We start from the raw sequence: 25,129 nt of genomic DNA on the forward strand, positions 1-25,129 counted from the left end.
TCGTTTCGGGCGGATCAGGAAAGGCACTGCCTTTCCCCGCCCGGTGCGCACGGGCTGCGGCAGGACCGTTTCCCCAAGTGCGACAGAGGGCAGCGCCTGCCCCGGTGGGCGAGAAGCGCCCGCCGAGGGCGGGGCGGGCGCTGACCGAGGGCCTTTGGGCCCTCGGTCAGACAGGGGGATATGGTGCGTCTGGCCGAGGCGATGGCCTCGGCCAAGACCGATCAGCGGCCGCGGATGCGCGGATCCAGCGCGTCGCGCAGACCGTCGCCGATGTAGTTCACGCTCAGCACCGTCAGCGAGATCGCGATGCCGGGCAGGATCACCCGCCAGGGGTAAAGCTGGATCTGATCGACGGCATCGAACAGAAGCCGCCCCCAGGTCGGGAAGTCCGGCGGGAAGCCGAGGCCCAGGAACGACAGCGCCGATTCCGTGATGATCGCCGAGGCGATGCCGAGCGTCGCCGACACCATGATCGGGCTCATGACGTTGGGCAGGATGTGGCGCAGCACGAGCCGATGCGAGGGCGTGCCGATCGAGCGCGCCGCCAGCACGAATTCACGCTCCTTCAGCGCCAGCACCTCGCCGCGCACGATCCGCGCCGTCTGCATCCACGACGTCGCCCCGATCGCGGTGACGATCAGAAGGAAGATCCCGCCCTCGGGGCCGAAGCCCTTCGACAAGGGCTCGCGGAACAGCGTCACCATCAACAGCAGCAAGGGGAGCAGCGGCAGCGCCAGGAAGAGGTCGGTGAGCCGCATCAGATGCCCGTCAAGGCGCCTGAAATAACCCGCCAGCACGCCGATGGCGGCGCCGAGGAAGATCGAGAGCGACATCGCGGTGAGCCCGACCGAAATCGAGACCTTGCCCCCCGCCATCATCCGCGCGAGCAGATCCCGGCCCAGCTGGTCGGTGCCCAGGGGATGGGCAAGCGAGAAGCCCTTGTTGCGGGCGCGGAAATCGACATAGGTCGGGTCGATGTGCCAGATGAGCGGCCCGATCAGGATCAGGCCGAGGATCGCGACGAAGATCGTCAGGCCGACCAGCGCGCCCTTGTGGGTCTTGAACTGGTCCCAGACATCCCACCACTGGTTGCGCGGCGGGCGGATTTTGGCAGCGGTGGTGTCAGTCATAGCGGATCCGGGGATCGAGGATGCCGTAAAGCAGGTCGGCGATCAGGTTGAAAAGCACGATCAGCACGGCGAAGATGAAGGTCAGCGTCATCACCATCGGCAGGTCGTTGGCGTGGATGGCCAGGATCAGCTGCTGGCCGAGCCCGTTCACCTTGAACACCTGTTCGGTGATGATCGCGCCCCCGAAGATCGAGGGCACGCCGAGCGCGATCACGGTCACGACCGGAATGAGCGAGTTGCGCAGCACGTGGATCAGCACGACGACGCGCTCGGTCAGGCCCTTGGCGCGGGCGGTGCGGACGTAATCCTGGCCGAGGTTGTCGAGCATCGACGAGCGCATGAAACGCGAGATCTGCGCCGCGTTGAAGAGCGACAGCACCGTGACCGGCATCACCATCTGCCGGAGCTGCTTGGTGAAGCTTTCCCAGTCGGTGACCTGCAGCGTGGTGTCATAGACCATCGGGAACCATTGCAGCTTGACCGCGAAGATCACGATCAGGACGACGCCGGTGAAGAAGGTCGGCACCGAAAAGCCGATCATCGAGATGAAAGTGCCGAGGTTGTCGAACCAGGAATATTGCCGATAGGCCGAGAGGATGCCGATCGGCACGGCGATCAGCACGCCGATCACATAGGCCGAGCCGACGACGATCAGCGTCTGCGGCATGCGCTCGGCGATGATGTCCATCACCGGCTGGCGCGACTGGAACGAGATCACGCGTTGCATGTCATCGGCCAGATGCGTGCCGAAGAGCGTGTCGATGAGATGCATCGGCTCGATCCAGAACATCTGCTTGAGCCAGAGGAAATAGCGCACATACCACGATGCATCGAGGCCGAGCGCGGTCCGCATCTTCGCCTTCACTTCTGGCGGCACGGTCAGGGGAACCTCGCCCAGGGGGTCGCCGGGGGCGGCCTCCAGAAGCAGGAAGATCACCAGAGAAATGATCAGAAGCGTCGGGATCGCAATCAGCAATCGTCGCATCGTATACTGGAACATCGGCGCCTCGGCTCGTCTCTCTTTCCTTCGGGGGGGTGGCGGGGGGGGGCGCCGGGCCTGCGGCCCGGCGCCCCCCCCGCCCAGGTCGGACCGGCCCTGCCGGTCCGACCTCACGGTCTCTTATTCCGCGATCACTTCGCCTGCGACCAGTCGGCCACGTTCCAGTATTCGCTGTCCCAGGCGTTCATCTCGACGCCGAGAAGCGTGTTCGACACCGCCGAGAAGCGGGCGCGGTTCGCCAGCGGTACCGTCACCATCGCATCCTTGGTCACCATGTCGTTCAGCGTCTTGATCATGTCGGCGCGTTTGCCCGCATCGGCGGTCGTCAGCATCTCCTTGATCAGCGCATCGTAATCCGGGTTGCAGAAGCGCGGGATGTTTTCCCCCTGCCACTGATCCTCGGGCTTGGGCGCCTTTTCGCAGGTCAGCTGCGCCAGATAGGCTTGCGGATCGGTGCCGTCCCATTCGTTGGCGAACATCTGCACATCGGCGTAGAATTTCTGGAACGTGTCGGGCGAGCCCGCATCGCCGCCGAAGAAGACCGAGGGGTCGATCTGTTTCAGCTCGACCTCGATGCCGACATCGTTCCACCATTGCTTGATCATCGCCTGGAAGTTCTGCCGGATCGGGTTGACCGAGGTCTGGAACACCAGGCTCAGTTTCTTGCCGTCCTTGTCGCGGATGCCGTCGCCGTCGGTATCGGTCCAGCCCGCCTCATCGAGCAGCTTCTTCGCCCCGTCGACATCCTGCGTCAGGCAGCCGGTGTTGTCCGAGGCGAACATCTCGGGCGCGGGCACCAGGTTGCAGGTCGGCCGCGCGGCCTCGCCATAGCCGATTTCGACCAGCAGCGAGCGGTCGATCGCCATCGACAGCGCCTGCCGCACGCGCAGGTCCGAGAACACCGGATGCGGATGCTTGGTGGTCGAGCGCTCGCCCTCGGGCTGCGCCGAGGAGGGGTCGGTCATGTTCAGCTCCAGCCGCTCGACCAGCCCGCCGTAAGCGTTCATGAACTTGCCCTTGCCGGCGGCGATCATCTGCGCCTGCACTTCGGGCTCGATCTGGGTGTTCCAGCCGTAATCGTATTCGGCCGTCTCCATCACGGCGCGCGCCGTCGACATCGCGTCGTTGCCGCCCTTGAGCGTCGCACGGGCGAAGGCAGGCTTGGCCGGATCGCGGTAATGGGGGTTCGCCTCGAACACCGCCACGTCATTGGTCTTGAAGTCGGTGATCCTGAACGGGCCGGTGCCGATCGGCATGAAGTTCGCCTCGGTGCAGCTCGAGGCATTGGCGCCCAGGCATTTCTCGAACTGCTTCTTCTGCAGGATCGGTGCCAGCGCGCCGACGAAAGCGGAATAGGGGTTCGTCTTCGGCTTCAGGAAGGTGATCTTCACGGTCAGCGGATCGACGGCTTCGATCTTCTCGATGCCCTCGAATTTCGACAGCTGCGCGCAGCCGCCCGCCGGATCCATGCAATATTGCCCGGTGAAGACCACGTCATCGGCGGTGAAATCGCTGCCGTCCGACCATTTCACGCCGGGCAGCAGTTTCCAGGTGATGGTCTTGCCATCAGCCGAGACGCCGCCGTTTTCCAGCGTCGGGATCTCCGCGGCGAGGCGGGCCATCAGCGTGCCATCGGGCTTGTAGGAGGCCAGCGGCTCCGAGACCATCGAGGAGGCGTTGATGTCCTTGGTGCCCGAGGACAGGTACTGGTTCATCGTCGAGGCGGCCTGCGACTGGATGATCTTTAGCTCACCGTCGGCACCGCGTTCGGCGAATGCGGCGGGCGCAAAGGCCAGCAGGGCCGCGGCCCCCATCAAAGCGGTCTTGAGTTTCATGCGTCCTCTCCTTCATGGATGCAGGGATCACGTGTGCTCGGGCTCTTGCCCGCGTGTCACGCCGCCGTTTACCCGGCGGTCTGATTGTGCAGATGGCAGGCGGTGAAATGCCCGGGCGCGACTTCGCGATACTCGGGTTCCACCTTGCGGCACAGATCCATCACCTTCGGGCAGCGGGTGCAGAAATTGCAGCCCTCGGGCGGATTGGCGGGCGAGGGCACGTCGCCCTTGAGGATGATCCGCTGCCGGGTCTTTTCGGCATTCGGGTCGGGCTCGGGCACGGCCGAAAGCAGCGCCTGCGTGTAGGGATGCAGCGGCGCTTCATAAAGCGCATCGCGCGAGGCCAGCTCGACGATCCGGCCCAGATACATCACCGCCACCCGGTCGGCGATATGGCGCACCATCGACAGGTCGTGGCTGATGAAGAGATAGGTCAGACCAAGGCTGTCCTGCAGCTCTTCGAGCAGGTTCACCACCTGCGCCTGAATCGACACGTCCAGCGCGGCGATCGGCTCGTCGCAGACGATGAAGCGGGGGTTGAGCGCAAGCGCCCGGGCAATGCCGATGCGCTGGCGCTGGCCGCCGGAAAATTCATGCGGATAACGGTTGGCGAAATCGCGGTTCAGCCCGACCTTGTCCATCAGCTCATAGATCCGGGCCAGTTTCTGCGCCCGGTTCAGCGTCGTGTGTTCATCGAGCGGCTCGCCGATGATCCCCGCCACCGTCATGCGCGGGTTCAAGGACGCCTGCGGGTCCTGAAACACCATCTGCATCTTCGGCCGCAGCGCGCGCAATTCGCCCGGCGGCGCCGCCAGAACATCCTCGCCGTCGATCAGCACCGAGCCCGCGGTGGGTTCGTAAAGCCGCAGCACTGCCCGCCCGCAGGTGGATTTGCCGCAACCCGATTCCCCCACCAGACCAAGGGTCTCGCCCTCAAAGATGGTGAAGGTCACGTCATCGACCGCCTTCACGTCGCCGACCTTGGCGCGGAACAGCCCCGCCGTGATCGGGAAATACATCTTCAGCCCTTCGACCTCGACCAGAGGCCGCTTGCCGCCGTCAAACATCGGCTTTCTCCGTCACTTCCCGGCGCGGGGCATTCGTTTCGAAATCCCAAAAACAGGCCGCATCATGGCCCGGCCCCACCTCATACCGCGCCGGATTGGCGGCATCGCAGGCGGCAAAGCGCAAGGAACAGCGGTCGCGGAACGGGCAGGCGGTGGGGGCGGCGCGCAGGATCGGCGGCTGGCCCTCGATCACGTTCAGTTTCTCGGCCCGCTCGCCGCGCACCGAGGGCACCGTTTGCAACAGCGCCCGCGTATAGGGGTGGCGGGGCTTGGCGAAGACTTCCTTGACCGTGCCATGTTCGACGATCTGGCCGCCATACATGACCATGATCCGGTCGGCGATGCCTGCGATCACGCCCAGATCATGGGTGATCCAGACAATCGCCATGCCCAGTTTCTGGCGAAGATCCTTCACCAGTTCCAGGATTTGCGCCTGAATCGTCACGTCAAGCGCGGTCGTGGGTTCATCCGCGATCAAGACCTTCGGGTCACAGGCGAGCGCAATCGCGATCATCACCCGCTGCCGCATGCCCCCCGAAAACTGGTGCGGGAAATCCTTCAGCCGCCGCCCGGCATCGGGGATGCCCACAAGCTCCAGCAGTTCCTGCGCCCGGACCTGCGCCTGCGGCTTGGTCATCCCCATGTGCTTCATCAGCGGCTCGCGCAGCTGATAGCCCACGGTGAAGACCGGGTTGAGCGAGGTCATCGGGTCCTGAAAGATGAAGCCGACGCCGGGGCCGCGCACCGCGCGCAGCTGCGCGGGGGTGCATTTGAGCAGGTCAAGCCCGTCAAACATCACCCGGCCCTCGCGCACCTCGGCGGGGGGGCTGGGCAGAAGCCCGATCAGCGACATCATGGTGACGGATTTGCCGGACCCCGACTCGCCGACCACGCCCAGCAATTCGCCGGGCTTCAGATCGAACGAGACGGAATTGACCGCATGCACCTCGCCGCCACGGGTGCGAAAAATGGTCTTGAGGTTCGTCACCTCGAGCACGGGCTGCGCGCCGTTGCGCATTGCGTCCCCCAGTCTTTGACTTGCGCCGTTTTCCGGCGTTGTTCTGCGTTTCTTCACGGATAGGTGAAGATATTTGACCGATTGTTAGAGATTTTCGCGCCCAGTGCAAGCGCTAACGCGGCGGCAGCCCTGCGCGCGCCGGGCTTGACCTTGCGGCCGCGCCGGTCAAGCCTGCACCATCCCGACCCGAAGGAGCTGCCGATGCCGTTTGTGATTTCGCTCAAGGACCCGGTCCGTTTTTCCGCCGCCCTGCCTGAGGCCGCCGATGTGGTGGTGGTGGGCGCGGGCATCGCCGGGGTGATGGCGGCTCATTTTCTTGCGCTGGCCGGGCGTCGGGTCGTGGTTTTGGAAAAGGGCCGGGTCGCGGGCGAGCAATCTTCGCGAAACTGGGGTTGGATCCGGCAACAGGGCCGTGATCCCGCCGAATTGCCGATCATGCAGGAGGCGATGCGGCTGTGGGAGGGGCTCGCCGCCGAGCTCGGCCCCGAGCTGGGCTTTCGCCGCTCTGGCGTCGCCTATCTCTCCGACAAGCCCGCCACGGCCGAGGCTTTTGCCGCCTGGGTCGATTTGGCGCGGGCGCATGGGCTCGAAAGCCACCATCTGGGCCGGGCGCAGCTGGCGGCGGCGATTCCCCATGCCACCAATTGGGTGACCGGCCTCATCACGCCGTCTGATGCGCGGGCCGAGCCCTTCGTGGCGGTGCCGATGCTGGCCGAGCGCGCGCGGCGGGCGGGGGTGACGGTGATCGAGCATTGCGCGGTGCGCGCGCTTGATATTGCCGCGGGGCAGGTGGCGGGGGTGATCACCGAAAACGGCCGCATCCGCTGCGAGCAGGTGCTGGTGGCGGCGGGGGCCTGGTCGTCGCTGTTCCTGCGCCGCCACGGGCTGAGCCTGCCGCAGCTGCTGGTCCGCTCGACCGTGGCGCAGACGGTGCCGCTGCCCGAGATCACGCAAGTCTCGGGCGTCGATGACGTCTTTGCCTGGCGGCGGCGGCTCGATGGCAGCTATACGGTGGCGCCCGGGACCTCGCATGATTTCTACATGGGGCCGGATGGGCTGCGGCATTTCCTCAAATACACGCCGCAGATGCGCCGCGACCTGTCGAAGACCGCGATCCATCTGCGCGCGCCCGAACCGGGCTGGCCCGATGGCTGGACGACGGCGCGGATGTGGGCCGAGGATCGCGAAAGCCCGTTCGAGCGCTGCCGCATTCTGGACCCCGCGCCGAACCGGGTCTTTCTGCACAATGTGCAGCGCGCCTTTGGCCGGGCTTTCCCGTCCCTGGGCGAACCGAAGCTGGTGCGCGACTGGGCCGGGATGATCGACGTGATGCCCGACACCGTGCCGGTGCTCGATGCCGCGCCGCTGCCCGGGCTTTACGTCGCCACCGGGCTTTCGGGGCACGGCTTCGGCATCGGGCCGGGGGTCGGGCGGGTGATGGCCAGCCTGATGACCGGCGCGGCCCCCGGCCATGACCTGAGCCGCTTCCGCTGGCGGCGTTTTACCGACGGATCAAAAATCGACCTCGGCCCCACCTTCTGACCTTGTCGCCGCGGTCAAAGCCTGCGACGCTTCGACGATCTTTGCCAAGAAAGACAGGACCATGCCCGTCAAGAACCGCTTCGCCGAACTGCTGCCCGAGATCACCGCCTGGCGGCGCGACTTCCACGAAAACCCGGAACTGCTTTACGAGGTCCACCGCACCGCCGCCAAGGTCGCGGGGCTTCTGCGCGAGTTCGGCTGCGACGAGGTGGTCGAGGGTATCGGCCAGACCGGCGTCGTCGGCGTGATCCGCGGCCGCAGCGATACGGCGGGCCGGGTGGTGGGGCTGCGCGCCGACATGGATGCGCTGCCGATCGTGGAACAGACCGGGGCGGCGCATGCCTCGAAAGTGCCGGGCAAGATGCATGCCTGCGGCCATGACGGCCATACCGCGATGCTTCTGGGCGCGGCCAAATATCTGGCCGAGACGCGGAATTTCGACGGCACCGCGGTCGTCATCTTCCAACCGGCCGAGGAGGGCGGCGGCGGCGGCAAGGCGATGGTCGACGATGGCATGATGGAGCGCTGGGGGATTCAGGAAGTCTACGGCATGCACAACATGCCGGGCTTCCCGGTCGGCAGCTTCGCCATCCGTCCGGGCCCGATGATGGCCGCGACCGATCAGTTCGATATCGTGGTGACCGGCAAGGGCGGCCATGCGGCAAAACCGCATGACTGCATCGACACGACCTTGGTGGCCGCGCATATCGTCGTCGCCATGCAGCAGATCGCGTCGCGCAATGTCGATCCGCTGAAACAGGTAGTGGTCTCGATCTGCACCTTCCGCACGGAAAGCGAGGCTTACAACGTCATCCCGCAGACGGTGGTGCTGCGCGGCACGGTGCGCTCGCTCGACCCCGGCGTTCGCGATCTGGCCGAGGCACGGGTGAAAGCGGTGGCCGAGGGGATCGCGGCGGCGCATGGCGCCACGGTCGGGATCAGTTACATCCGCGGCTATCCGGTGACGATGAACACGCCCGAGAACACCGACTATGCCGTCGCAGTGGCGCAGGCGGTCTCGGGCCAGGTCGACACCGCGGTGGCGCCGATGATGGGGGGCGAGGATTTTTCCTACATGCTGAACGCGCGGCCGGGCGCCTATATCTTCCTTGGCAATGGCGACAGCGCGATGGTGCACCACCCGGCCTATGATTTCGACGACAACGCGATCCCCTTCGGGTCAAGCTGGTATGCCGGGATGGTCGAAAGCCGGATGCCCGCGGCCTGAGCGGGGCGGGGGGCGCTGCCCCCCTCTTGGCCTCTCGGCCAATTCACCCCCCGGGATATTTGCACCAAGGTGAAACCAAGGCGGAAAGAAGGGCGCGCCCCGCGCGGAGCGCCCTTTTCCTTTCACCTTGGCAAAAATATCCCGGGGGGAGGCCGCGGGGGGCAGAGCCCCCCTTGCCTTAGCGCAGCACCATGACCGAACAGGGCGCATGGCGCACCACCCGCGCCGCGGTCGAGCCGATCAGGTAATCGCCCAGACCCGGCCGGTGCCCGGCGATCACCACGCAATCGGCGCCGATCTCGTCCACCAGATCGAGGATCTCGTTCGCCGCATGGCCTTGCCGCAGCACGCCCGCGCCATTCTCGAACTCGGCCGCCAGCGCGTCGAGCTGGTTCTGCAGCGCCCGGCGCAACTCGGCGTCATAACCCTCGGGCATGTAGGAAATCGCATAGCCCGGCACATCGGCCATCACATGCACGATGGTCACCCGCGCCCCCGCCGCGGCCAGCGTCCGCGCCACATTCAGCGCCGTGTCGGGATTGTGTTCCTCGTCGAAGGCGACGGGCACGATGAGGTTGGAATACATGGCGGACTCCCTTCAAGGCGTCGTTTCGGATGTTTTCATTCTGCCCGGGAAACAGGCGGGCGCCTTGATGCAGGTCACGCTTTCTGCCCGTTTCCGGACTTACCCCCCGGTCTGGTTCATGCCGCGCCCGACCCGGCCCGAGATCCCGGTGGCGCCATAGCCGAAATCATGGCCCCGCGGCTTGCGCCCGATCGCGGCGCGGATCGCGCGGGTCAGGGCCGTGTCGCTTTCCGAGCCGCGCAGCGGGGCGCGCAGATCGGTGCCGCCCTCCTGTCCGAGACAGGGGAAAAGCGTCCCCGTGGCGCTGATCCGCACCCGGTTGCAGGAAGCGCAAAAGCCGTGCGAGAGCGGCGTGATGAAGCCGATCCTTTGCCCGGTTTCGGTGGCGCGGACATAGCGGGCGGGGCCGCCCGTCGTCTCGGGCAGGTCGGTCAGGGTCAGATGATCGGACAGCCGCGCCCGCACCTCGGCCAGCGACAGGAAGGTGGCGGCGCGATCTTGCATCGGCATCTCGCCCACCGGCATCACCTCGATGAAGCTCAGGTCATGGCCCTCGGCCCCGGCCCAGGCGGCGAGATCGCGCAGCTCGTCTTCGTTCACCCCGCGCAGGGCGACGGTGTTGATCTTCACCCGCAGCCCGGCCGATTTCGCGGCAGAGATGCCCGCCAGTACATCCGCCAGATCGCCACGCCTTGTGATCGCCTTGAACCGCTCCGCCCGCAGGCTGTCCAGCGAGACATTCACCCGCTTCACCCCGCAGGCGGCCAGATCGGCGGCATGGGCGGCCAGCGTCGAACCGTTCGTGGTCAGCGTCAGCTCGTGCAGCGCGCCGGTTTCAAGATGTCGCGACAGCGCGCGGAACAGGCTCATCACGTTGCGGCGCAACAGCGGCTCGCCGCCGGTGAGGCGCAGTTTTTGCACCCCCAGCCCGACGAAGACGGCGCAGAGCCGGTCCAGTTCCTCGAGCGAGAGCAGATCGGCGCGCGGCAGGAACCGGGTGCCCTCGTCCATGCAATAGCTGCAGCGAAAATCGCAACGATCGGTCACCGAGACCCGGAGGTAGGTGATCGCCCGCGCGAAAGGGTCGGTCAGATGTTCCATGTCTTGAAATTAGGCGATGCGCCGCAGCCCGGCAAGCACCGGCTGCGGCGGGTTGTCGCGGTTTGGCGACCTCAGGTCACTTTTGCCCGGGCGTGGAATTCGGGCCGGTCCCAGGCCCGCGTCGCCATCACCTCGGTCAGGATTTCCGCGGCGCGGTCGATCTCGGGCTCGCCGATGTAAAGCGGCGTCACGCCGAAGCGCAGGATGTCGGGGGCGCGGAAATCGCCGATCACGCCGCGCGCGATCAGCGCCTGCATGATCGCATAGCCCTCGGGATGGGCAAAGCTGACCTGGCTGCCGCGGGCCTGCGGGTCGCGCGGGGTGACCAGGGTCAGATCGGGGCAGGCGGTCTCGACCGCGGCGATGAAGCGGGAGGTCAGCGCAATCGAGCGGGCGCGGATTTCAGCCATCGAGACACCGTCCCAGACATCCAGCGCGGCCTCGAGCGCGGCGAGTTGCAGCACCGGCGGCGTGCCGACGCGCATCCGCGCCGTGCCCGGGGCGGGGCGGTAGCCGGGCTCGAAGGCAAAGGGCGCGTCATGGCCGAGCCAGCCCGACAGCACCGGCCGCAGCTGGCCCGCATGGCGGGGGGCAACATAGATGAAGGCGGGGCCGCCGGGGCCGGAGTTCAGGTATTTGTAGGTGCAGCCCGCCGCGAAATCGGCGCCCGCACCGGCCAGATCGACCGGCAGCGCGCCCGCGGAATGGGCCAGATCCCAGAACGCCAGAGCCCCGGCGGCATGGGCTTTGGCGGTCAGCGCTTTCATGTCGTGCTTGCGGCCGGTGCGGTAATCGACCTCGGTCAGCATCGTCACCGCCACGGTCTCGTCGATCGCGGCCGCGACCGCCTCGGGGGCGACCACGCGCAGCTCATAGCCCTGGCCGAGACACCCTGTCAGCCCCTGCGCCATGTAAAGATCGGTGGGGAAATTGCCGCTGTCAGACAGGATCACCCGGCGCTCGGGGCGCAGCTGCAAGGCGGCATCCAGCGCCTGAAACACCTTGATCGAGAGCGTGTCGCCCAGCGTCACCGACCCCGGCTCCGCCCCGATCAGCCGCCCGATCCGGTTGCCCAGACGCTCGGGCAGGTCCATCCAGCCCGCCTTGTTCCAGGCGGTGATCAGCATCGCGCCCCATTCGGCGCGGATCGCGGCCTCGACCCGCGGGGCGACGGCGCGCGGCAGCGGCCCCAGCGAGTTGCCGTCCAGATAGATCACGCCCGCGGGCAGATCGAAAAGCGCCTTGGTGGCGGTGAAATCGGTGGTCATCAGGGTCTCCTTTCGGTCAGACTGGCGCGGGGGCGCGGCGGCCGCAAGGGGGTTGCGCGCCGCAGGAACCCGCGTCACCCTGGGGCAGGGGAGTGCCATGACCGTGAAAAATGCGCTGAGAGAGATCGACCTGCCGCCGCTTTGGCTGGCGCTGTTTGCCGCCGCCGTCTGGGCCGTGGGCTGGGCGCTGCCGCTGCCGATTCCCTTTTCCCATCCGATCGGTTACGCGCTGGTTCTGTGCGGATTTGTGCTGACGATGGTTGCGGCAGCGCAGATGGTGCTGGCGCGCACGCCTCTCATTCCGCGCCGCAAGCCGGGGCGGCTGGTGACGGGGGGTGTCTTCGCGCTGTCACGCAATCCGATCTATCTTGCCGATGCGCTGATCCTGGCCGGGCTGGTGCTGGTCTGGGATGCCGCGCTGGCCGCGCCGCTGGTGCCCGCCTTCATGGCGCTGATCACCCGGCGCTACATCCGCGGCGAAGAGGTCGCCATCGCCACGCTCTTTGGGCCTGAATACCAAGCCTATCGCGCCCGCACCCGCCGCTGGCTGTGACCGATTTGCTGCATTGCAGAAAAATCGTCGCAGCCGGGCATTTGCCCGCCCCCGGCAGCTTTGCCCGCAGGGGCAAGGGGGCCTCGCCAAACCCTTGAAACGGCGCAGGAAATGCGAGCGGTAACATGGTATGCCGCGGTATGCCGAAGATAAGCCCCGGGGCCGCGACAGATTTGCAAGTCTTACGTGTGATCAATCGCTTGTGAAACTTTCTTACGCGGTGTTAAGAGGTCTCGCCACGTTTTGTCCCCGGGCTGAAATCGTCCCGGGGCAGCATTGGGAGAGACAGAAGTGAAAATCGGCGCTCCGAAGGAGATTTTCGAGGGAGAGGCGCGTGTCGCGCTGACCCCCGACTCTGCGGTCCAGCTGCAAAAGCTGGGGCACATTTGTTTCGTCGAGGCGGGGGCGGGTCATGCCGCCGGCTTCGAGGATTCGGCCTACGAAGCCGTCGGCGTGACCGTGGTGAAGGGCGCCGAGGCGCTTTTCGACGCGGTCGACGTGGTGGCCAAGGTGCGCCCGCCGGTTGACGCCGAAGTGGCCCGGCTGAAAGCGGGCAAGACGCTGATTTCCTTCTTTTATCCGGCGCAGAACAAGGATCTGCTCGAGGCCGCGAAGGCCACCGGGGCGAATGTGATCGCGATGGACATGGTGCCGCGGATCTCGCGCGCGCAGAAGATGGACGCGCTCAGCTCGATGGCGAACATCTCGGGCTATCGCGCGGTGATCGAGGCGGGCAACAACTTCGGCCGCTTCTTCACCGGCCAGGTGACGGCGGCGGGCAAGGTGCCCCCGGCCAAGGTGCTGATCGTCGGCGCGGGCGTGGCCGGTCTGGCCGCGATTGGCGCTTCGACGGCGCTCGGCGCGATCACCTATGCCTTTGACGTGCGCCCCGAAGTGGCCGAGCAGATCGAATCGATGGGCGCCGAATTCGTCTATCTCGATTTCGAGGAACAGGCCCAGGATGGCGCCGCGACGGGCGGTTACGCCGCGCCCTCCTCGCCGGAATTCCGCGAAGCGCAGCTGAAGAAATTCCGCGAACTGGCGCCGCAGATGGATATCGTCATCACCACGGCGCTGATCCCGGGCCGCGATGCGCCGATCCTGTGGACGCGCGACATGGTCGAGGCGATGAAACGCGGTTCGGTCATCGTCGATCTGGCGGCCGAACGCGGCGGCAACTGCGAGCTGACGAAGAAGGACGAAAAGATCGTCACCCCGAACGGCGTGACGGTGATCGGCTACACCGATTTCCCCTCGCGCATGGCGCAGCAGTCGTCGCAACTGTATTCGACCAACATCCGTCACATGATGACCGACCTGACGCCCGGCAAGGATGGCGTCGTCGTGCACAACATGGAAGACGACGTGATCCGCGGCGCCACCGTGACCTTTGACGGCGCGATCACCTTCCCGCCGCCGCCGCCGAAAATCGCGGCGATCGCGGCGCAAAAGCCGAAGGAAAAGGCCAAGGTCCTGACGCCCGAGGAAATCCGCGCCGCCGAGAAGGCCGCCTTCCGCAAGGAAACCCGCAACCAGATCCTGATGCTGGGCGTGGGCGGCGTGGCTTTGCTGGCGCTGGGCCTTGTGGCGCCCGCGTCCTTCATGGCGCATTTCATCGTCTTCGCGCTGTCGTGCTTCGTCGGCTTCCAGGTGATCTGGAACGTCAGCCATTCGCTGCACACGCCGCTGATGGCGGTGACGAACGCGATTTCCTCGATCATCATTCTGGGCGCGCTCTTGCAGATGGGGTCGGGCTCGTTCCTCGTCATCCTGCTCTCGGCCGTGTCGGTCTTCATGGCGGGCATCAACATCTTCGGCGGTTTCATGGTCACCCGGCGCATGCTGGCGATGTTCCAGAAGTCGTAAGCGGAGGAAAGAACAATGGAATTCGGTTTCACCACGGCCGCTTACGTCGTTGCGGCAGTTCTGTTCATCCTTTCGCTGGGCGGCCTTTCGGGGCAGGAAAGCGCGAAACGCGCCGTCTGGTACGGCATCGTCGGCATGGCGCTCGCCGTGGCGGCGACCTTGGTCGGGCCGGGGCAGGGGCTTTGGGTCCTGTCGCTGCTGCTTCTGGGCGCGGGCGGCTTCTATGGCATGAAGGTCGCGAAAAAGGTCCAGATGACCGAGATGCCGCAGCTGGTCGCGGCGATGCACTCGCTTGTCGGTCTGGCGGCCGTGCTGGTCGGCTACAACGCCTATATTGAATCGGTGCGCGTGCCGGGCATGGACGAGGCGGCGAAAGCCGCGCTTGAAGGCTTCGCGGCGCTTGTCGCGCACAAGACGCCGACCGAGCTTGCGATCCTGCGCGTCGAGCTGTTCCTTGGCGTCTTCATCGGCGCCGTGACCTTCACCGGTTCGATCATCGCTTTCGGCAAGCTTGCGGGCAAGGTCGACACCAAGGCGAAGAAACTGCCGGGCGGGCATCTGCTGAACGCGACGGCGGCGCTGACCTCGATCGCCATGCTCGTTCTGTTCATGCTGGGCTATGGCACCTGGCCGCTTCTGGTGATGACGCTTCTGGCGCTGTTCATCGGCTATCACCTGATCATGGGCATCGGCGGCGCCGACATGCCGGTGGTGGTGTCGATGCTCAACAGCTATTCGGGCTGGGCGGCGGCGGCGATCGGCTTCTCGCTTGGCAACGATCTTCTGATCGTCACCGGCGCGCTGGTGGGCTCTTCGGGCGCGATCCTGAGCTACATCATGTGCAAGGCGATGAACCGCTCGTTCGTCTCGGTGATCCTGGGCGGCTTCGGCAACACCTCGGGTCCGGCGATGGAAGTGGCGGGCGAGCAGGTGGCGATCGATGCGCAGGGCGTTGCCGATGCGCTGAACGAGGCTGACAGCATCATCATCATCCCGGGCTATGGCATGGCGGTGGCGCAGGCGCAGATGGCGGTGTCGGAACTGACCTCGGTGCTGCGCGGCCGTGGCAAGACTGTGCGTTTCGCCATCCACCCGGTGGCGGGCCGTCTGCCCGGGCACATGAACGTGCTTCTGGCCGAGGCGAAGGTGCCCTATGACATCGTTCTGGAGATGGACGAGATCAACGAGGACTTCGCGACGACCGACGTGGCGATCGTCATCGGCTCGAACGACATCGTGAACCCGGCGGCGCAGGAAGATCCGAATTCGCCGATCGCCGGGATGCCGGTTCTGGAATGCTGGAAGGCGAAACAGGTGTTCGTGTCGAAACGCGGTCAGGGCACCGGCTATTCGGGGATCGAGAACCCGCTGTTCTACAAGGAAAACACCCGCATGTTCTATGGCGACGCGAAGAAGTCGCTGGAAGAACTGCTGCATCTGATCCGGCACTGAGCCGCCTTTGATCCCGTGACAGAGCCCCGCCGGAAACGGCGGGGTTTTCCTTTCGCCCCGGCGCAGCAGGGGCGACCCGCCGGGGGCTTCGCCCCCGGACCCCCAGGATATTTGCCCCAAGGTGAAAGCGGGGGGCTCAGGGAAGAAGGTCCCAGAGCAGCTTGAGCGAGATCAGCAGCAGCGCCCAGGTGACGAGCTTGTAAAAGGTCTCGTGCGGCAGGAGCCGTACCAGTTTCACCCCGAGAAAGACCGAGACTGCGGCGACCGGGGCCAGTTTCAGCGCCGTGCCGAGGCTGGTGACATTGATCTGCCCCAGCGCCGCATAGGGGATCAGCTTGATCGCATTCACCCAGGCGAAGAGCAGCGTCGAAGTTCCGGCAAAGACCGTGCGTGGCAGGTTGAGCGGGATCGTGTAGGCCTGATAGGGCGGGCCGCCGGAATGGCTGACGAAGCTGGTGAAGCCGGTGATCGTGCCCCAGAAAAGCCCGGGCGCCAGCCGTGCCGTGCGCGCACCGCCAAGGCGCGGGCGCGCGAGCGCATTCAGCGCGAAAACGACGCCGATCAGACCGACCAGCGCCGTCACCGCCGCTTCGGGCACGACCGAGGCGGTGGCCCAGCCGAAGCCCACGCCCAAAGCCGTCGCTGGCACCAGGATCTTCAGCACCCGCGCGTCGAAATCGCGCCGATAGGCAATCAGCCCGAACAGGTCCGAGACGATATAGACCGGCAGCAAAAGCCCCGCCGCCGCCACCGGGTTCATCACCCCCGCCAGAAGCGGCACCGAGAGCGAGGAGATCATCGGCAGACCCCCCTTGGCCATGCCGACGCTGACCGCGGCCAGCACCGCCATGACCCAGCCAAACGCATCCAGTTCCATCGCCCCTCCGAGAATCATCTGCGCGCGGCTTGGGCTGTTCCGCATCCCGGGGCCTGCCGCAAGGAAATGTTTAGCGCAAACAGCGGGCCGGGGAAGTATGCAGTCGCATACATCACGCAGGAACCGGCTTTGCTGCCCCGCAGCACCCTTGCCAGCCGGGGGGTAAGACGCTAGTCCTTCGCCACGCTTACACCATTCCCGACCTGTGGAGGAACCCATGGCCCGACCCAAGATCGCCCTTATCGGCGCCGGTCAGATCGGTGGCACGCTTGCCCACCTCGCCGCGATCAAAGAACTGGGGGACGTCGTCCTCTTCGACATCGCCGAGGGCACGCCGCAGGGCAAGGCGCTCGACATCGCCGAATCCGGTCCCTCCGAGGGCTTCGACGGCTGCTTCAGGGGCACCAATGACTACGCCGACATCGCGGGCGCCGATGTCTGCATCGTCACCGCCGGTGTGCCGCGCAAGCCGGGGATGTCGCGCGATGACCTGCTGGGCATCAACCTGAAAGTGATGAAATCGGTCGGCGAAGGCATCGCGAAATACGCGCCGAACGCCTTTGTCATCTGCATCACCAACCCGCTTGACGCGATGGTCTGGGCGCTGCAGCAATTCTCGGGTCTGCCCGCGGAAAAAGTCGTCGGCATGGCCGGCGTGCTCGACAGCGCCCGTTTCCGTCACTTCCTCTCGGTCGAATTCGGCGTCTCGATGCGCGATGTCACCGCCTTCGTGCTCGGCGGCCATGGCGACACGATGGTGCCGCTGGCGCGCTATTCGACCGTTGCGGGCATCCCGCTGCCGGATCTGGTGTCGATGGGCTGGACCACGCAGGACAAGCTTGACGCGATCATCCAGCGCACCCGCGATGGCGGCGCCGAGATCGTCGGCCTGCTGAAGACCGGCTCGGCCTTTTATGCGCCCGCCACCTCGGCGATCGAGATGGCGGAAGCCTATCTCAACGACCAGAAACGCCTGCTGCCCTGCGCGGCCTGGGTCGATGGCGCCTTTGGCCTTGATGGCATGTATGTCGGCGTGCCGACGATCATCGGCGCCGGTGGCATCGAGAAAGTCATCGACATCAAGCTGAACGACGCCGAACAGGCGATGTTCGACAAATCGGTCGATGCGGTCAAAGGTCTGGTCGCCGCCTGCAAGGCGATCGATCCGACGCTGGCGTGATCGGCGCCAAAGGTATGAAAGGGCGGGGATTTCCCCGCCCTTTTCATTTTGCGGCCAGCGCTTGCGGGTCAAAACCCGTGCGCGCCCGGATCAGATCGAACATCGCCCCTTCGCGCGCGATCAGCGCCCGGTCGAAGGCGGCGGCGCTCAGATCGGGGGGGCGGGGCAGCAGGCTGGCGGCGCGCGGGCCGATGCCCGGCGCCCAGCCGCGCAACAGCTTGCGGTCGCTCAGCGCCTGCGCCTGCTTTTCCGAGATCGTCTTCGCCGCGCGGTAAAGCGCAAGCAGGCAGTCTTCGGTTCCGGCATCCTCGCCCATGGCGCGGATCTGCGTCCAGCGCGCGCGGCTGTGCGCGGCCGGATTGTCGGGCCGGTCCGCCAGCCCGTAGCGCAGCATCTTCAGCGCGAAGTGCAGCCGCGTCAGCCCGTCGAAATGCAAAAGCCGCATCCCGCCGCCCTTGACCATGTCGGGGCTGCGCCGCGCCGCGGAATACTGCGTCAACCCGTGATGCACGCCGATGAACAGCCCCCGCCCCGCGCGCACGAAAGCCTTGCCCATCGTGTGGCCGCAGACCCCGTTTTGCAGCAGCTGCCGGGTCAGCGCGTCATAGACCTGCCCGCCCTCGGCGGCGAACCTCTCCCAGGGCAGGCGAAAGGCGCCGCCGAAGATATCGGCCAGCGGCTGGCCGCGGATCTCCACCCGTTCGGCCACCGGCACCTGCACCCAGGCGGCCTTGTGCGGCACCCGGTCGAGCAGGGTGCCGATCGCATCGCCCGAGGGCTGCAGATATTCGTCGCAATCGCAATGCAGGATCCAGTCCAGCCGGGTCTCGGCCAGGATCCGGCTGGCATGATATTTCTGCCGCGCATTCATGGTCTCGGGGCGGCGGCCGAAATCGCGATAGCGCCAGCCATCCGCGCCGTCCGCGTGCAGCACCGCGCCCGGCACCCCCGCCAGAAGGTCCCGCGCCGCGGGGTTGGGCCGGTCCAGACAGACATGCACCTCGGCCGCGCCCAGCCCCAGATGATGGCCGACAAAGGCCGCGACGAGAGGCGCAGGCTCGTCCACCATCGCCACCACGCCCCAGCTTGCCATGCCGACCCCTGATTTGAAATTTCCTTGCGCAAAGCAAAGCCGATTCCGTTATCGCAATCAAGTTCGCTGCTCTGCGGCAATTTGTGATCACGCATTTGCGGGCCGTGATCACAAAGCTGATTTTTCTGCCCCGGCGCCGGGGAAAGGCGCAGTTTTGGGTTTGTGGCCGGGGCGGAATATGCCACACCACCCCAAACACATCAGCATGGGATCAATGCCATGAATATCCACGAATACCAGGCCAAGCAGTTGCTCAAGAGCTACGGCTGCCCGGTCTCGAACGGCCGCATCGTGCTCAAGGCGGACGAGGTCAAGGCAGCCGCCAGCGAGCTTGACGGCCCGCTTTGGGTGGTCAAGGCGCAGATCCATGCCGGGGGCCGCGGCAAGGGTCATTTCAAGGAAGCCGAAGCCGGTGAAAAGGGTGGCGTGCGTCTGGCCCGCTCGGTGGCCGAGGCCGAAACGCTGGCCCGGCAGATGCTGGGCCGCACCCTTGTCACCCACCAGACCGGCCCGGCCGGGAAACAGGTGAACCGCATCTATATCGAGGAAGGTTCGGACATCGCGCGCGAGCTGTATCTGGCGCTGCTGATCGACCGCAAATCCTCGCGCGTGAGCTTTGTCTGCTCGACCGAGGGCGGGATGGACATCGAGGAAGTCGCCGCCCACACGCCCGAAAAGATCCTCTCCTTCTCGGTCGATCCGGCCACGGGGCTGAGCGATTTCCACGGCCGCCGCATCGCCTTTGCGCTGGGGCTGGAAGGCAATCAGGTCAAGCAATGCGTGTCGCTGATCAAGAAGCTCTACAAGGCCTTCCTCGAGAAGGACATGGAGATGCTGGAGATCAACCCGCTGATCGTCACCACCGAGGGCCAGCTCAAGGTGCTCGACGCGAAGCTCGGCTTTGACAACAACGCGCTTTACCGTCAGCCCGAGGTGATGGATCTGCGCGACGTGACCGAGGAAGACCCGAAGGAACTGGAAGCCTCGCGGTTCGACCTGAACTACATCGCGCTTGATGGCGAAATCGGCTGCATGGTGAACGGCGCGGGTCTGGCGATGGCGACGATGGACATCATCAAGCTGTACGGCGCCGAACCGGCGAACTTCCTCGATGTCGGCGGCGGCGCGTCGAAGGAAAAAGTGACCGAGGCCTTCAAGATCATCACTTCGGACCCGAAGGTGAAGGGCATTCTGGTCAACATCTTCGGCGGCATCATGCGCTGCGACATCATCGCGGAAGGCGTTTTGGCCGCGGTGAAGGAAGTCGGCCTCAAGGTGCCGCTGGTGGTGCGCCTTGAAGGCACGAACGTCGAACTTGGCAAGGACATCATCGCCAAGTCGGGGCTCAATGTGATTGCCGCGGACGATCTCGCCGACGGCGCGAAGAAGATCGTGGCAGCGGTGAAAGGCTAAGAAGATGGCAGTCCTCGTCAACGAACACACCAAGGTCATCTGCCAGGGCTTCACCGGCTCGCAGGGCACTTTCCACTCGGAACAGGCTATCGCCTACGGCACGAAAATGGTCGGCGGCGTGACCCCGGGCAAGGGCGGCAGCGAGCACCTTGGCCTGCCGGTCTTCAACTCGGTCCACGAGGCGAAACACGTCACCGGCGCCCATGCGACGGCGATCTACGTGCCGCCGCCCTTTGCCGCCGACAGCATCCTTGAAGCGATCGACGCCGAGATGGAGCTGATCGTCTGCATCACCGAGGGCATCCCGGTGCTGGACATGATGCGGGTGAAACGCGCGCTCATTGACAGCAAATCGCGCCTGATCGGGCCGAACTGCCCCGGCGTGATGACGCCCGACGCCTGCAAGATCGGCATCATGCCGGGCTCGATCTTCAAGCGCGGCTCGGTCGGTGTCGTGTCGCGCTCGGGCACGCTGACCTATGAGGCGGTGAAACAGACGACCGATGTCGGTCTGGGCCAATCCTCGGCCGTGGGCATCGGCGGCGATCCGATCAAGGGCACCGAGCATATCGACGTGCTGGAAATGTTCCTCGCCGACCCGGAAACCACCTCGATCATCATGATCGGCGAAATCGGCGGCTCGGCCGAGGAAGAAGCCGCCGAATTCCTGATGGCGGAAAAGAAAAAGGGCCGCTGGAAGCCGACCGCGGGCTTCATCGCCGGTCGCACCGCCCCCCCCGGGCGCCGCATGGGCCATGCCGGTGCCATCGTCTCGGGCGGCAAGGGCGATGCGGAAAGCAAGATCGAAGCGATGAAACGCGCGGGCATCGTGGTGGCGGACAGCCCCGCACATCTGGGCGAAGCCGTGCTGAAAGCGATCAAGGGCTGAGGCCCTTCGGGGCCGCGGCAGAGGAGGCCGCGGTCCCATCTTTGTTCCGGGCGGGGTTGTCGGGCCCCCAAGGCGTGACGAGTGCAACGAGCGGCCGCAAGCCAGACGGGAGGGTCGAATGAAGCTTTCACTGACGACGGGGGGGGACGCCCTCGCGCTGGCCCTTGCAGGCTGTACCGATCCGACGCCGGGCGATCCGCAGGCGTCGGGCCCGATCACCACCACTCCGATCGTGACGACGCAAAAGGTCCCCGCAGGCAGGACGCCGACCGGCGCGACCGGCTATGCGCTGGCCAATTCCGCGCGCACGAACGGCACCATCATCACGGGCACCGCCGCCCCCTGCGGGCCCGAAAGCGCAGGCGGCCGCTACGAGATCGCCTGTTCCGAAGCCGCCGGATTGCCCGGCACCGCAAGCCCTTACCGTCGCTGACCTGCCCGAGGCAAAGCATGTCCCGTACCGCATCGGCCCTTCTGGCCGCCCTTCTGACACTGTTGCTCTCCGCCTGCATGGAGACCGCTCCCACGCTTCCCGTCGCCGCCGCCGCCCCGGCGCTGGCGCCGCCGATCCCGGTCGACAACCGCGCCAAGGCCGATTTCGCGCGGATGACCGGCATCAACAGCGATGCCGTCGCCGCGATCTCGGGCGATGCGACGCGCTCCTACATCTATTTCGATCTGTTCGCCGCCAACAAGGAGGCAGTGGCCGCCGCGCCGGAGCGGCTGTGCCGCCACTATGGCAAAAGCCTGAAAACCTCGCATGTCACCGATCCCGGCGACCGCGTTCCCGGCATGAAGGCGCTGGTGGTGGCGTGCAAATAGGCACGCAAGGCCTTGAGATGAAAGGAAAGTCGATGCGTCCCCTCACGCTCGGTCCGATCCTCCCCCGGCCGCCTGCCGCGGCCCGTGCCCCGGCTTCGGCGCCCCGGCTGCGGTCTGCCCCGGTGTCGACGGCGCGTCCCCTCCGCGCCTGATCCGCTCCGGCGCGTCGCTGGCGCGCCGGGCCCCCGTTCCCTCCGGCCCTCCGGCCGTCCCGCAGCCGATCTCGCAAGGATCATCCCATGAACGACCACACACCGAACGACCAGTTCCACGCTTCGTCCTTCCTGCAAGGGGCGAACGCAGATTATGTCGAACAGCTTTACGCCCGCTATGCCGCCGATCCGACCTCGGTCGATCCGAACTGGGCCTCTTTCTTCGAAAGCCTTGGCGATACGGAACTGGACGCCAAGCGCTCGGCGCATGGTCCGAGCTGGGCGCGCGCCGATTGGCCGCCGACGCCCTCGGACGATCTGACCGCGGCGATGACCGGCGAATGGCCGATGCCCGTCGCGCCCAGGGAAAACAAGGCCGCGGCCGAGAAGATCGCCGCCGCCGTCAAGGCCGCGGGGGTGCAGGTCTCGGACGAGGCGATCAAGCGCGCCGTCCTTGATTCCATCCGTGCGCTGATGATCATCCGCGCCTACCGGATCCGGGGGCACCTGATCGCCGATCTGGATCCGCTTGGTATGCGCTCGGGCGAGTCGCATCCCGAGCTTGACCCGCGTTCCTACGGCTTCACCGATGCCGACATGGACCGGATGATCTTCATCGACAACGTGCTGGGGCTGCAAGTGGCCTCGATGCGGCAGATCCTCGACGTGCTCAAGCGCACCTATTGCGGCACCTTCGCGCTGCAATACATGCATATCTCGAACCCCGAGGAAGCCGCCTGGCTGAAGGAACGGATCGAGGGTTACGGCAAGGAAATCCAGTTCACCCGCGAAGGCCGCCGCGCCATCCTGAACAAGCTGGTCGAGGCCGAGGGCTTCGAGAAATTCCTGCACGTGAAATACACCGGCACCAAGCGTTTCGGCCTGGACGGGGCCGAGGCGCTGATCCCGGCGATGGAACAGATCATCAAGCGCGGCGGCGCCCTTGGCCTGAAGGAAGTGGTCTTCGGCATGCCGCACCGCGGCCGGCTGAACATTCTGGCGACGGTGATGGCGAAACCCTATCGGGCGATCTTCCACGAATTTCAGGGCGGCTCCTACAAGCCCGAAGATGTGGACGGCTCGGGCGACGTGAAATATCACCTTGGCGCCTCCTCGGACCGCTCGTTTGACGGCCACACCGTGCACCTGTCGCTGACCGCGAACCCGAGCCACCTTGAAGCGGTGAACCCGGTCGTTCTGGGCAAGGTCCGCGCCAAGCAGGATCAGGCCCATGACGAGGACCGCACCCAGGTCCTGTCGGTGCTGCTGCACGGCGACGCGGCCTTTGCGGGGCAGGGGATCGTCGCCGAATGTCTGCAACTTTCCGGCATCAAGGGGCATCGCACCGGCGGCTGCATCCATATCGTCGTGAACAACCAGATCGGCTTCACCACGGCGCCGCATTTCTCGCGCACCTCGCCCTATCCGACCGACATCGCGCTGATGGTGGAAGCGCCGATCTTTCACGTCAACGGCGACGACCCCGAGGCCGTCGTGCATGCCGCGAAAGTGGCGACGGAATTCCGGCAGAAATTCCACAAGGACGTGGTCATCGACATCTTCTGCTATCGCCGCTTCGGTCACAACGAAGGCGACGAGCCGATGTTCACCAACCCGGCGATGTACAAGAACATCAAGGGCCACAAGACCACGCTGCAGCTTTACACCGAACGTCTGGTCGCCGACGGGCTGATCCCCGAGGGCGAGATCGAGGACATGAAAGCGGCGTTTCAGGCGAAGCTGAACGAGGAATACGAGGCGGGCAAGCAGTTCCGCCCGAACAAGGCCGACTGGCTCGATGGCCGCTGGAAGCACCTTGACCGGCAAAGCAGTGATTACGACGCGGGGGTGACCCCGATTTCGCCCGAGCTGATGGCCGAGGTGGGGAAGGCGCTGACCTCCTACCCCGAGGATTTCGACATCCACAAGACCGTCGCCCGCCAGCTCGAGGCGAAAAAGGCGATGTTCGAAAAGGGCCAGGGGTTTGACTGGGCCACGGCCGAGGCGATGGCTTTCGGCTCGCTTCTGGCCGAGGGCTTCCCGGTGCGTCTGGCCGGTCAGGACTGCACCCGCGGCACCTTCAGCCAGCGTCATTCCGGGCTGATCGACCAGGCGACCGAGGAACGCTATTATCCGCTCAACCACATCAAGCCCGGTCAGGCGAAATACGAGGTCATCGATTCGATGCTCTCGGAATATGCCGTGCTCGGGTTCGAATACGGCTATTCGCTGGCGGAACCGAACGCGCTGACCCTGTGGGAGGCGCAATTCGGCGATTTCGCCAATGGCGCGCAGATCATGTTCGACCAGTTCATCAACTCGGGCGAACGGAAATGGCTGCGGATGTCGGGGCTGGTCTGCCTCTTGCCGCATGGTTTCGAGGGGCAGGGGCCGGAACATTCCTCGGCCCGTCTGGAACGCTTCCTGCAACTTTCGGCCGAAGACAACTGGATCGTCGCGAACTGCTCGACGCCGGCGAACTACTTCCACATCCTGCGCCGGCAGATCCACCGCAACTTCCGCAAGCCCTTGATCCTGATGACGCCGAAATCGCTGCTGCGCCATCCGCTGTGCACCTCGACGGCCGAGGAATTCACCACCGGCTCGTTCTTCCGCCGCGTGATGTGGGACGATGCCGATGCGCAGCACCACGGCAATTCGGAGATGACGACGAAACCCGATGCCGAGATCAGCCGTGTCGTGATGTGCACCGGCAAGGTCTATTACGATCTGCTGGCCGAACGCGACAAGCGCGGGCTCGAGGATGTCTACATCCTGCGCATCGAGCAGCTTTACCCCTTCCCGGCGCATTCGCTGGTGACGGAACTGGGCCGCTTCAAGGAGGCGCAGATCATCTGGTGTCAGGAAGAGCCGAAGAACCAGGGCGCCTGGAGCTTCATCGAGCCGAACCTGGAATGGGTGCTTGCGAAGATCGGGGCCAAGCATGGCCGGGCGCGCTATGCGGGCCGTGCCGCCTCGGCCTCGCCCGCTACGGGTCTGGCGTCCCGCCACAAGGCCGAGCAGGACGCGCTCGTCCAAGACGCGCTGGAGGGCTGA

At 65.7% G+C, this 25,129-nt stretch carries 21 protein-coding genes; 11 read left to right on the forward strand and 10 right to left on the reverse strand.

The features are described from left to right. Nucleotides 1–221: 221 nt before the first annotated feature. The 5 genes from LY44_RS07125 to LY44_RS07145 all read right to left on the reverse strand — a co-directional run bounded on the left by LY44_RS07125 (nucleotide 222) and on the right by LY44_RS07145 (nucleotide 6,050). Nucleotides 222–1,130, reverse strand: a complete 909-nt coding sequence (locus LY44_RS07125; RefSeq protein WP_111395988.1) for an ABC transporter permease — start codon at nucleotides 1,128–1,130, stop codon at nucleotides 222–224. Continuing rightward, complete coding sequence (locus LY44_RS07130; protein WP_055209551.1) at nucleotides 1,123–2,130, reverse strand: ABC transporter permease; 1,008 nt, start codon at nucleotides 2,128–2,130, stop codon at nucleotides 1,123–1,125. The genes LY44_RS07125 and LY44_RS07130 overlap by 8 nt, the downstream gene beginning before the upstream one ends. Before the next feature lie 131 nt (nucleotides 2,131–2,261). Further along, entirely contained in the window at nucleotides 2,262–3,965 is a 1,704-nt protein-coding gene (locus tag LY44_RS07135; RefSeq protein ID WP_055209550.1) for a peptide ABC transporter substrate-binding protein, read from the reverse strand. Between the two features lie 68 nt (nucleotides 3,966–4,033). Beyond that, nucleotides 4,034–5,032, reverse strand: a complete 999-nt coding sequence (locus LY44_RS07140) for an ABC transporter ATP-binding protein (protein WP_055209549.1) — start codon at nucleotides 5,030–5,032, stop codon at nucleotides 4,034–4,036. Continuing rightward, nucleotides 5,025–6,050 carry an ABC transporter ATP-binding protein gene (locus LY44_RS07145; protein WP_055209548.1) on the reverse strand — a complete coding sequence of 342 codons (1,026 nt, stop codon included), beginning with the start codon at nucleotides 6,048–6,050 and terminating at the stop codon, nucleotides 5,025–5,027. Before LY44_RS07145 ends, LY44_RS07140 begins: the two co-directional genes overlap by 8 nt. Before the next feature lie 201 nt (nucleotides 6,051–6,251). On the opposite strand from LY44_RS07145, the gene LY44_RS07150 reads away from it, so the two are divergent. Continuing rightward, nucleotides 6,252–7,592, forward strand: coding sequence for an NAD(P)/FAD-dependent oxidoreductase (locus tag LY44_RS07150; RefSeq protein ID WP_055209547.1), 1,341 nt, complete (start codon nucleotides 6,252–6,254; stop codon nucleotides 7,590–7,592). A 61-nt stretch (nucleotides 7,593–7,653) separates the two neighbouring features. Further along, nucleotides 7,654–8,820 (forward strand): M20 aminoacylase family protein, encoded by a 1,167-nt coding sequence (locus LY44_RS07155; RefSeq protein WP_055209546.1) that lies wholly within the window; start codon nucleotides 7,654–7,656, stop codon nucleotides 8,818–8,820. Between the two features lie 178 nt (nucleotides 8,821–8,998). Here LY44_RS07155 and LY44_RS07160 read toward each other — a convergent pair whose 3' ends face one another. From LY44_RS07160 to kynU, 3 genes are all read right to left on the reverse strand, one after another. Beyond that, a complete protein-coding gene (locus LY44_RS07160) occupies nucleotides 8,999–9,406 on the reverse strand; it encodes a universal stress protein (RefSeq protein ID WP_055209545.1) in 408 nt (135 codons plus the stop codon). 99 nt (nucleotides 9,407–9,505) lie between these two features. Next, nucleotides 9,506–10,507, reverse strand: a complete 1,002-nt coding sequence (moaA, locus tag LY44_RS07165; RefSeq protein ID WP_055209544.1) for a GTP 3',8-cyclase MoaA — start codon at nucleotides 10,505–10,507, stop codon at nucleotides 9,506–9,508. 71 nt (nucleotides 10,508–10,578) lie between these two features. Then, nucleotides 10,579–11,775 (reverse strand): kynureninase, encoded by a 1,197-nt coding sequence (kynU, locus tag LY44_RS07170; RefSeq protein WP_055209646.1) that lies wholly within the window; start codon nucleotides 11,773–11,775, stop codon nucleotides 10,579–10,581. 97 nt (nucleotides 11,776–11,872) lie between these two features. Between kynU and LY44_RS07175 the strand changes: the two genes are divergently transcribed. The 3 genes from LY44_RS07175 to LY44_RS07185 all read left to right on the forward strand — a co-directional run bounded on the left by LY44_RS07175 (nucleotide 11,873) and on the right by LY44_RS07185 (nucleotide 15,646). After that, nucleotides 11,873–12,328: a methyltransferase family protein gene (locus tag LY44_RS07175; RefSeq protein WP_055209543.1), complete on the forward strand. Its 456-nt coding sequence runs from the start codon at nucleotides 11,873–11,875 to the stop codon at nucleotides 12,326–12,328. Nucleotides 12,329–12,619: 291 nt separating this feature from the next. Further along, on the forward strand, nucleotides 12,620–14,194 hold the full coding sequence (locus LY44_RS07180) for a Re/Si-specific NAD(P)(+) transhydrogenase subunit alpha (protein WP_055209542.1): 1,575 nt from the start codon (nucleotides 12,620–12,622) through the stop codon (nucleotides 14,192–14,194). Nucleotides 14,195–14,209: 15 nt separating this feature from the next. Further along, on the forward strand, nucleotides 14,210–15,646 hold the full coding sequence (locus LY44_RS07185; RefSeq protein WP_055209541.1) for an NAD(P)(+) transhydrogenase (Re/Si-specific) subunit beta: 1,437 nt from the start codon (nucleotides 14,210–14,212) through the stop codon (nucleotides 15,644–15,646). A gap of 136 nt (nucleotides 15,647–15,782) precedes the next feature. Here LY44_RS07185 and LY44_RS07190 read toward each other — a convergent pair whose 3' ends face one another. Further along, nucleotides 15,783–16,517: a sulfite exporter TauE/SafE family protein gene (locus LY44_RS07190; RefSeq protein WP_173644532.1), complete on the reverse strand. Its 735-nt coding sequence runs from the start codon at nucleotides 16,515–16,517 to the stop codon at nucleotides 15,783–15,785. A gap of 223 nt (nucleotides 16,518–16,740) precedes the next feature. Here LY44_RS07190 and mdh point away from each other — a divergent pair, with 223 nt between their 5' ends. Next, a complete protein-coding gene (gene mdh, locus LY44_RS07195) occupies nucleotides 16,741–17,703 on the forward strand; it encodes a malate dehydrogenase (protein ID WP_055209540.1) in 963 nt (320 codons plus the stop codon). Nucleotides 17,704–17,746: 43 nt separating this feature from the next. Here mdh and LY44_RS07200 read toward each other — a convergent pair whose 3' ends face one another. After that, nucleotides 17,747–18,796 (reverse strand): glycosyltransferase family 2 protein, encoded by a 1,050-nt coding sequence (locus LY44_RS07200; RefSeq protein ID WP_055209539.1) that lies wholly within the window; start codon nucleotides 18,794–18,796, stop codon nucleotides 17,747–17,749. Between the two features lie 219 nt (nucleotides 18,797–19,015). On the opposite strand from LY44_RS07200, the gene sucC reads away from it, so the two are divergent. The 5 genes from sucC (at nucleotide 19,016) to LY44_RS07225 (ending at nucleotide 25,129) form a co-directional block, all read left to right on the forward strand. Beyond that, on the forward strand, nucleotides 19,016–20,209 hold the full coding sequence (sucC, locus tag LY44_RS07205) for an ADP-forming succinate--CoA ligase subunit beta (RefSeq protein WP_055209538.1): 1,194 nt from the start codon (nucleotides 19,016–19,018) through the stop codon (nucleotides 20,207–20,209). Nucleotides 20,210–20,213: 4 nt separating this feature from the next. Then, on the forward strand, nucleotides 20,214–21,098 hold the full coding sequence (gene sucD, locus LY44_RS07210; protein ID WP_013066465.1) for a succinate--CoA ligase subunit alpha: 885 nt from the start codon (nucleotides 20,214–20,216) through the stop codon (nucleotides 21,096–21,098). A gap of 118 nt (nucleotides 21,099–21,216) precedes the next feature. Further along, a complete protein-coding gene (locus LY44_RS07215; protein ID WP_055209537.1) occupies nucleotides 21,217–21,531 on the forward strand; it encodes a hypothetical protein in 315 nt (104 codons plus the stop codon). A 17-nt stretch (nucleotides 21,532–21,548) separates the two neighbouring features. Then, complete coding sequence (locus tag LY44_RS07220; RefSeq protein WP_146707218.1) at nucleotides 21,549–21,920, forward strand: hypothetical protein; 372 nt, start codon at nucleotides 21,549–21,551, stop codon at nucleotides 21,918–21,920. Nucleotides 21,921–22,159: 239 nt separating this feature from the next. Further along, nucleotides 22,160–25,129, forward strand: a complete 2,970-nt coding sequence (locus tag LY44_RS07225) for a 2-oxoglutarate dehydrogenase E1 component (RefSeq protein ID WP_055209535.1) — start codon at nucleotides 22,160–22,162, stop codon at nucleotides 25,127–25,129.

Source organism: Rhodobacter capsulatus, assembly GCF_003254295.1.
Taxonomy (GTDB): domain Bacteria; phylum Pseudomonadota; class Alphaproteobacteria; order Rhodobacterales; family Rhodobacteraceae; genus Rhodobacter; species Rhodobacter capsulatus.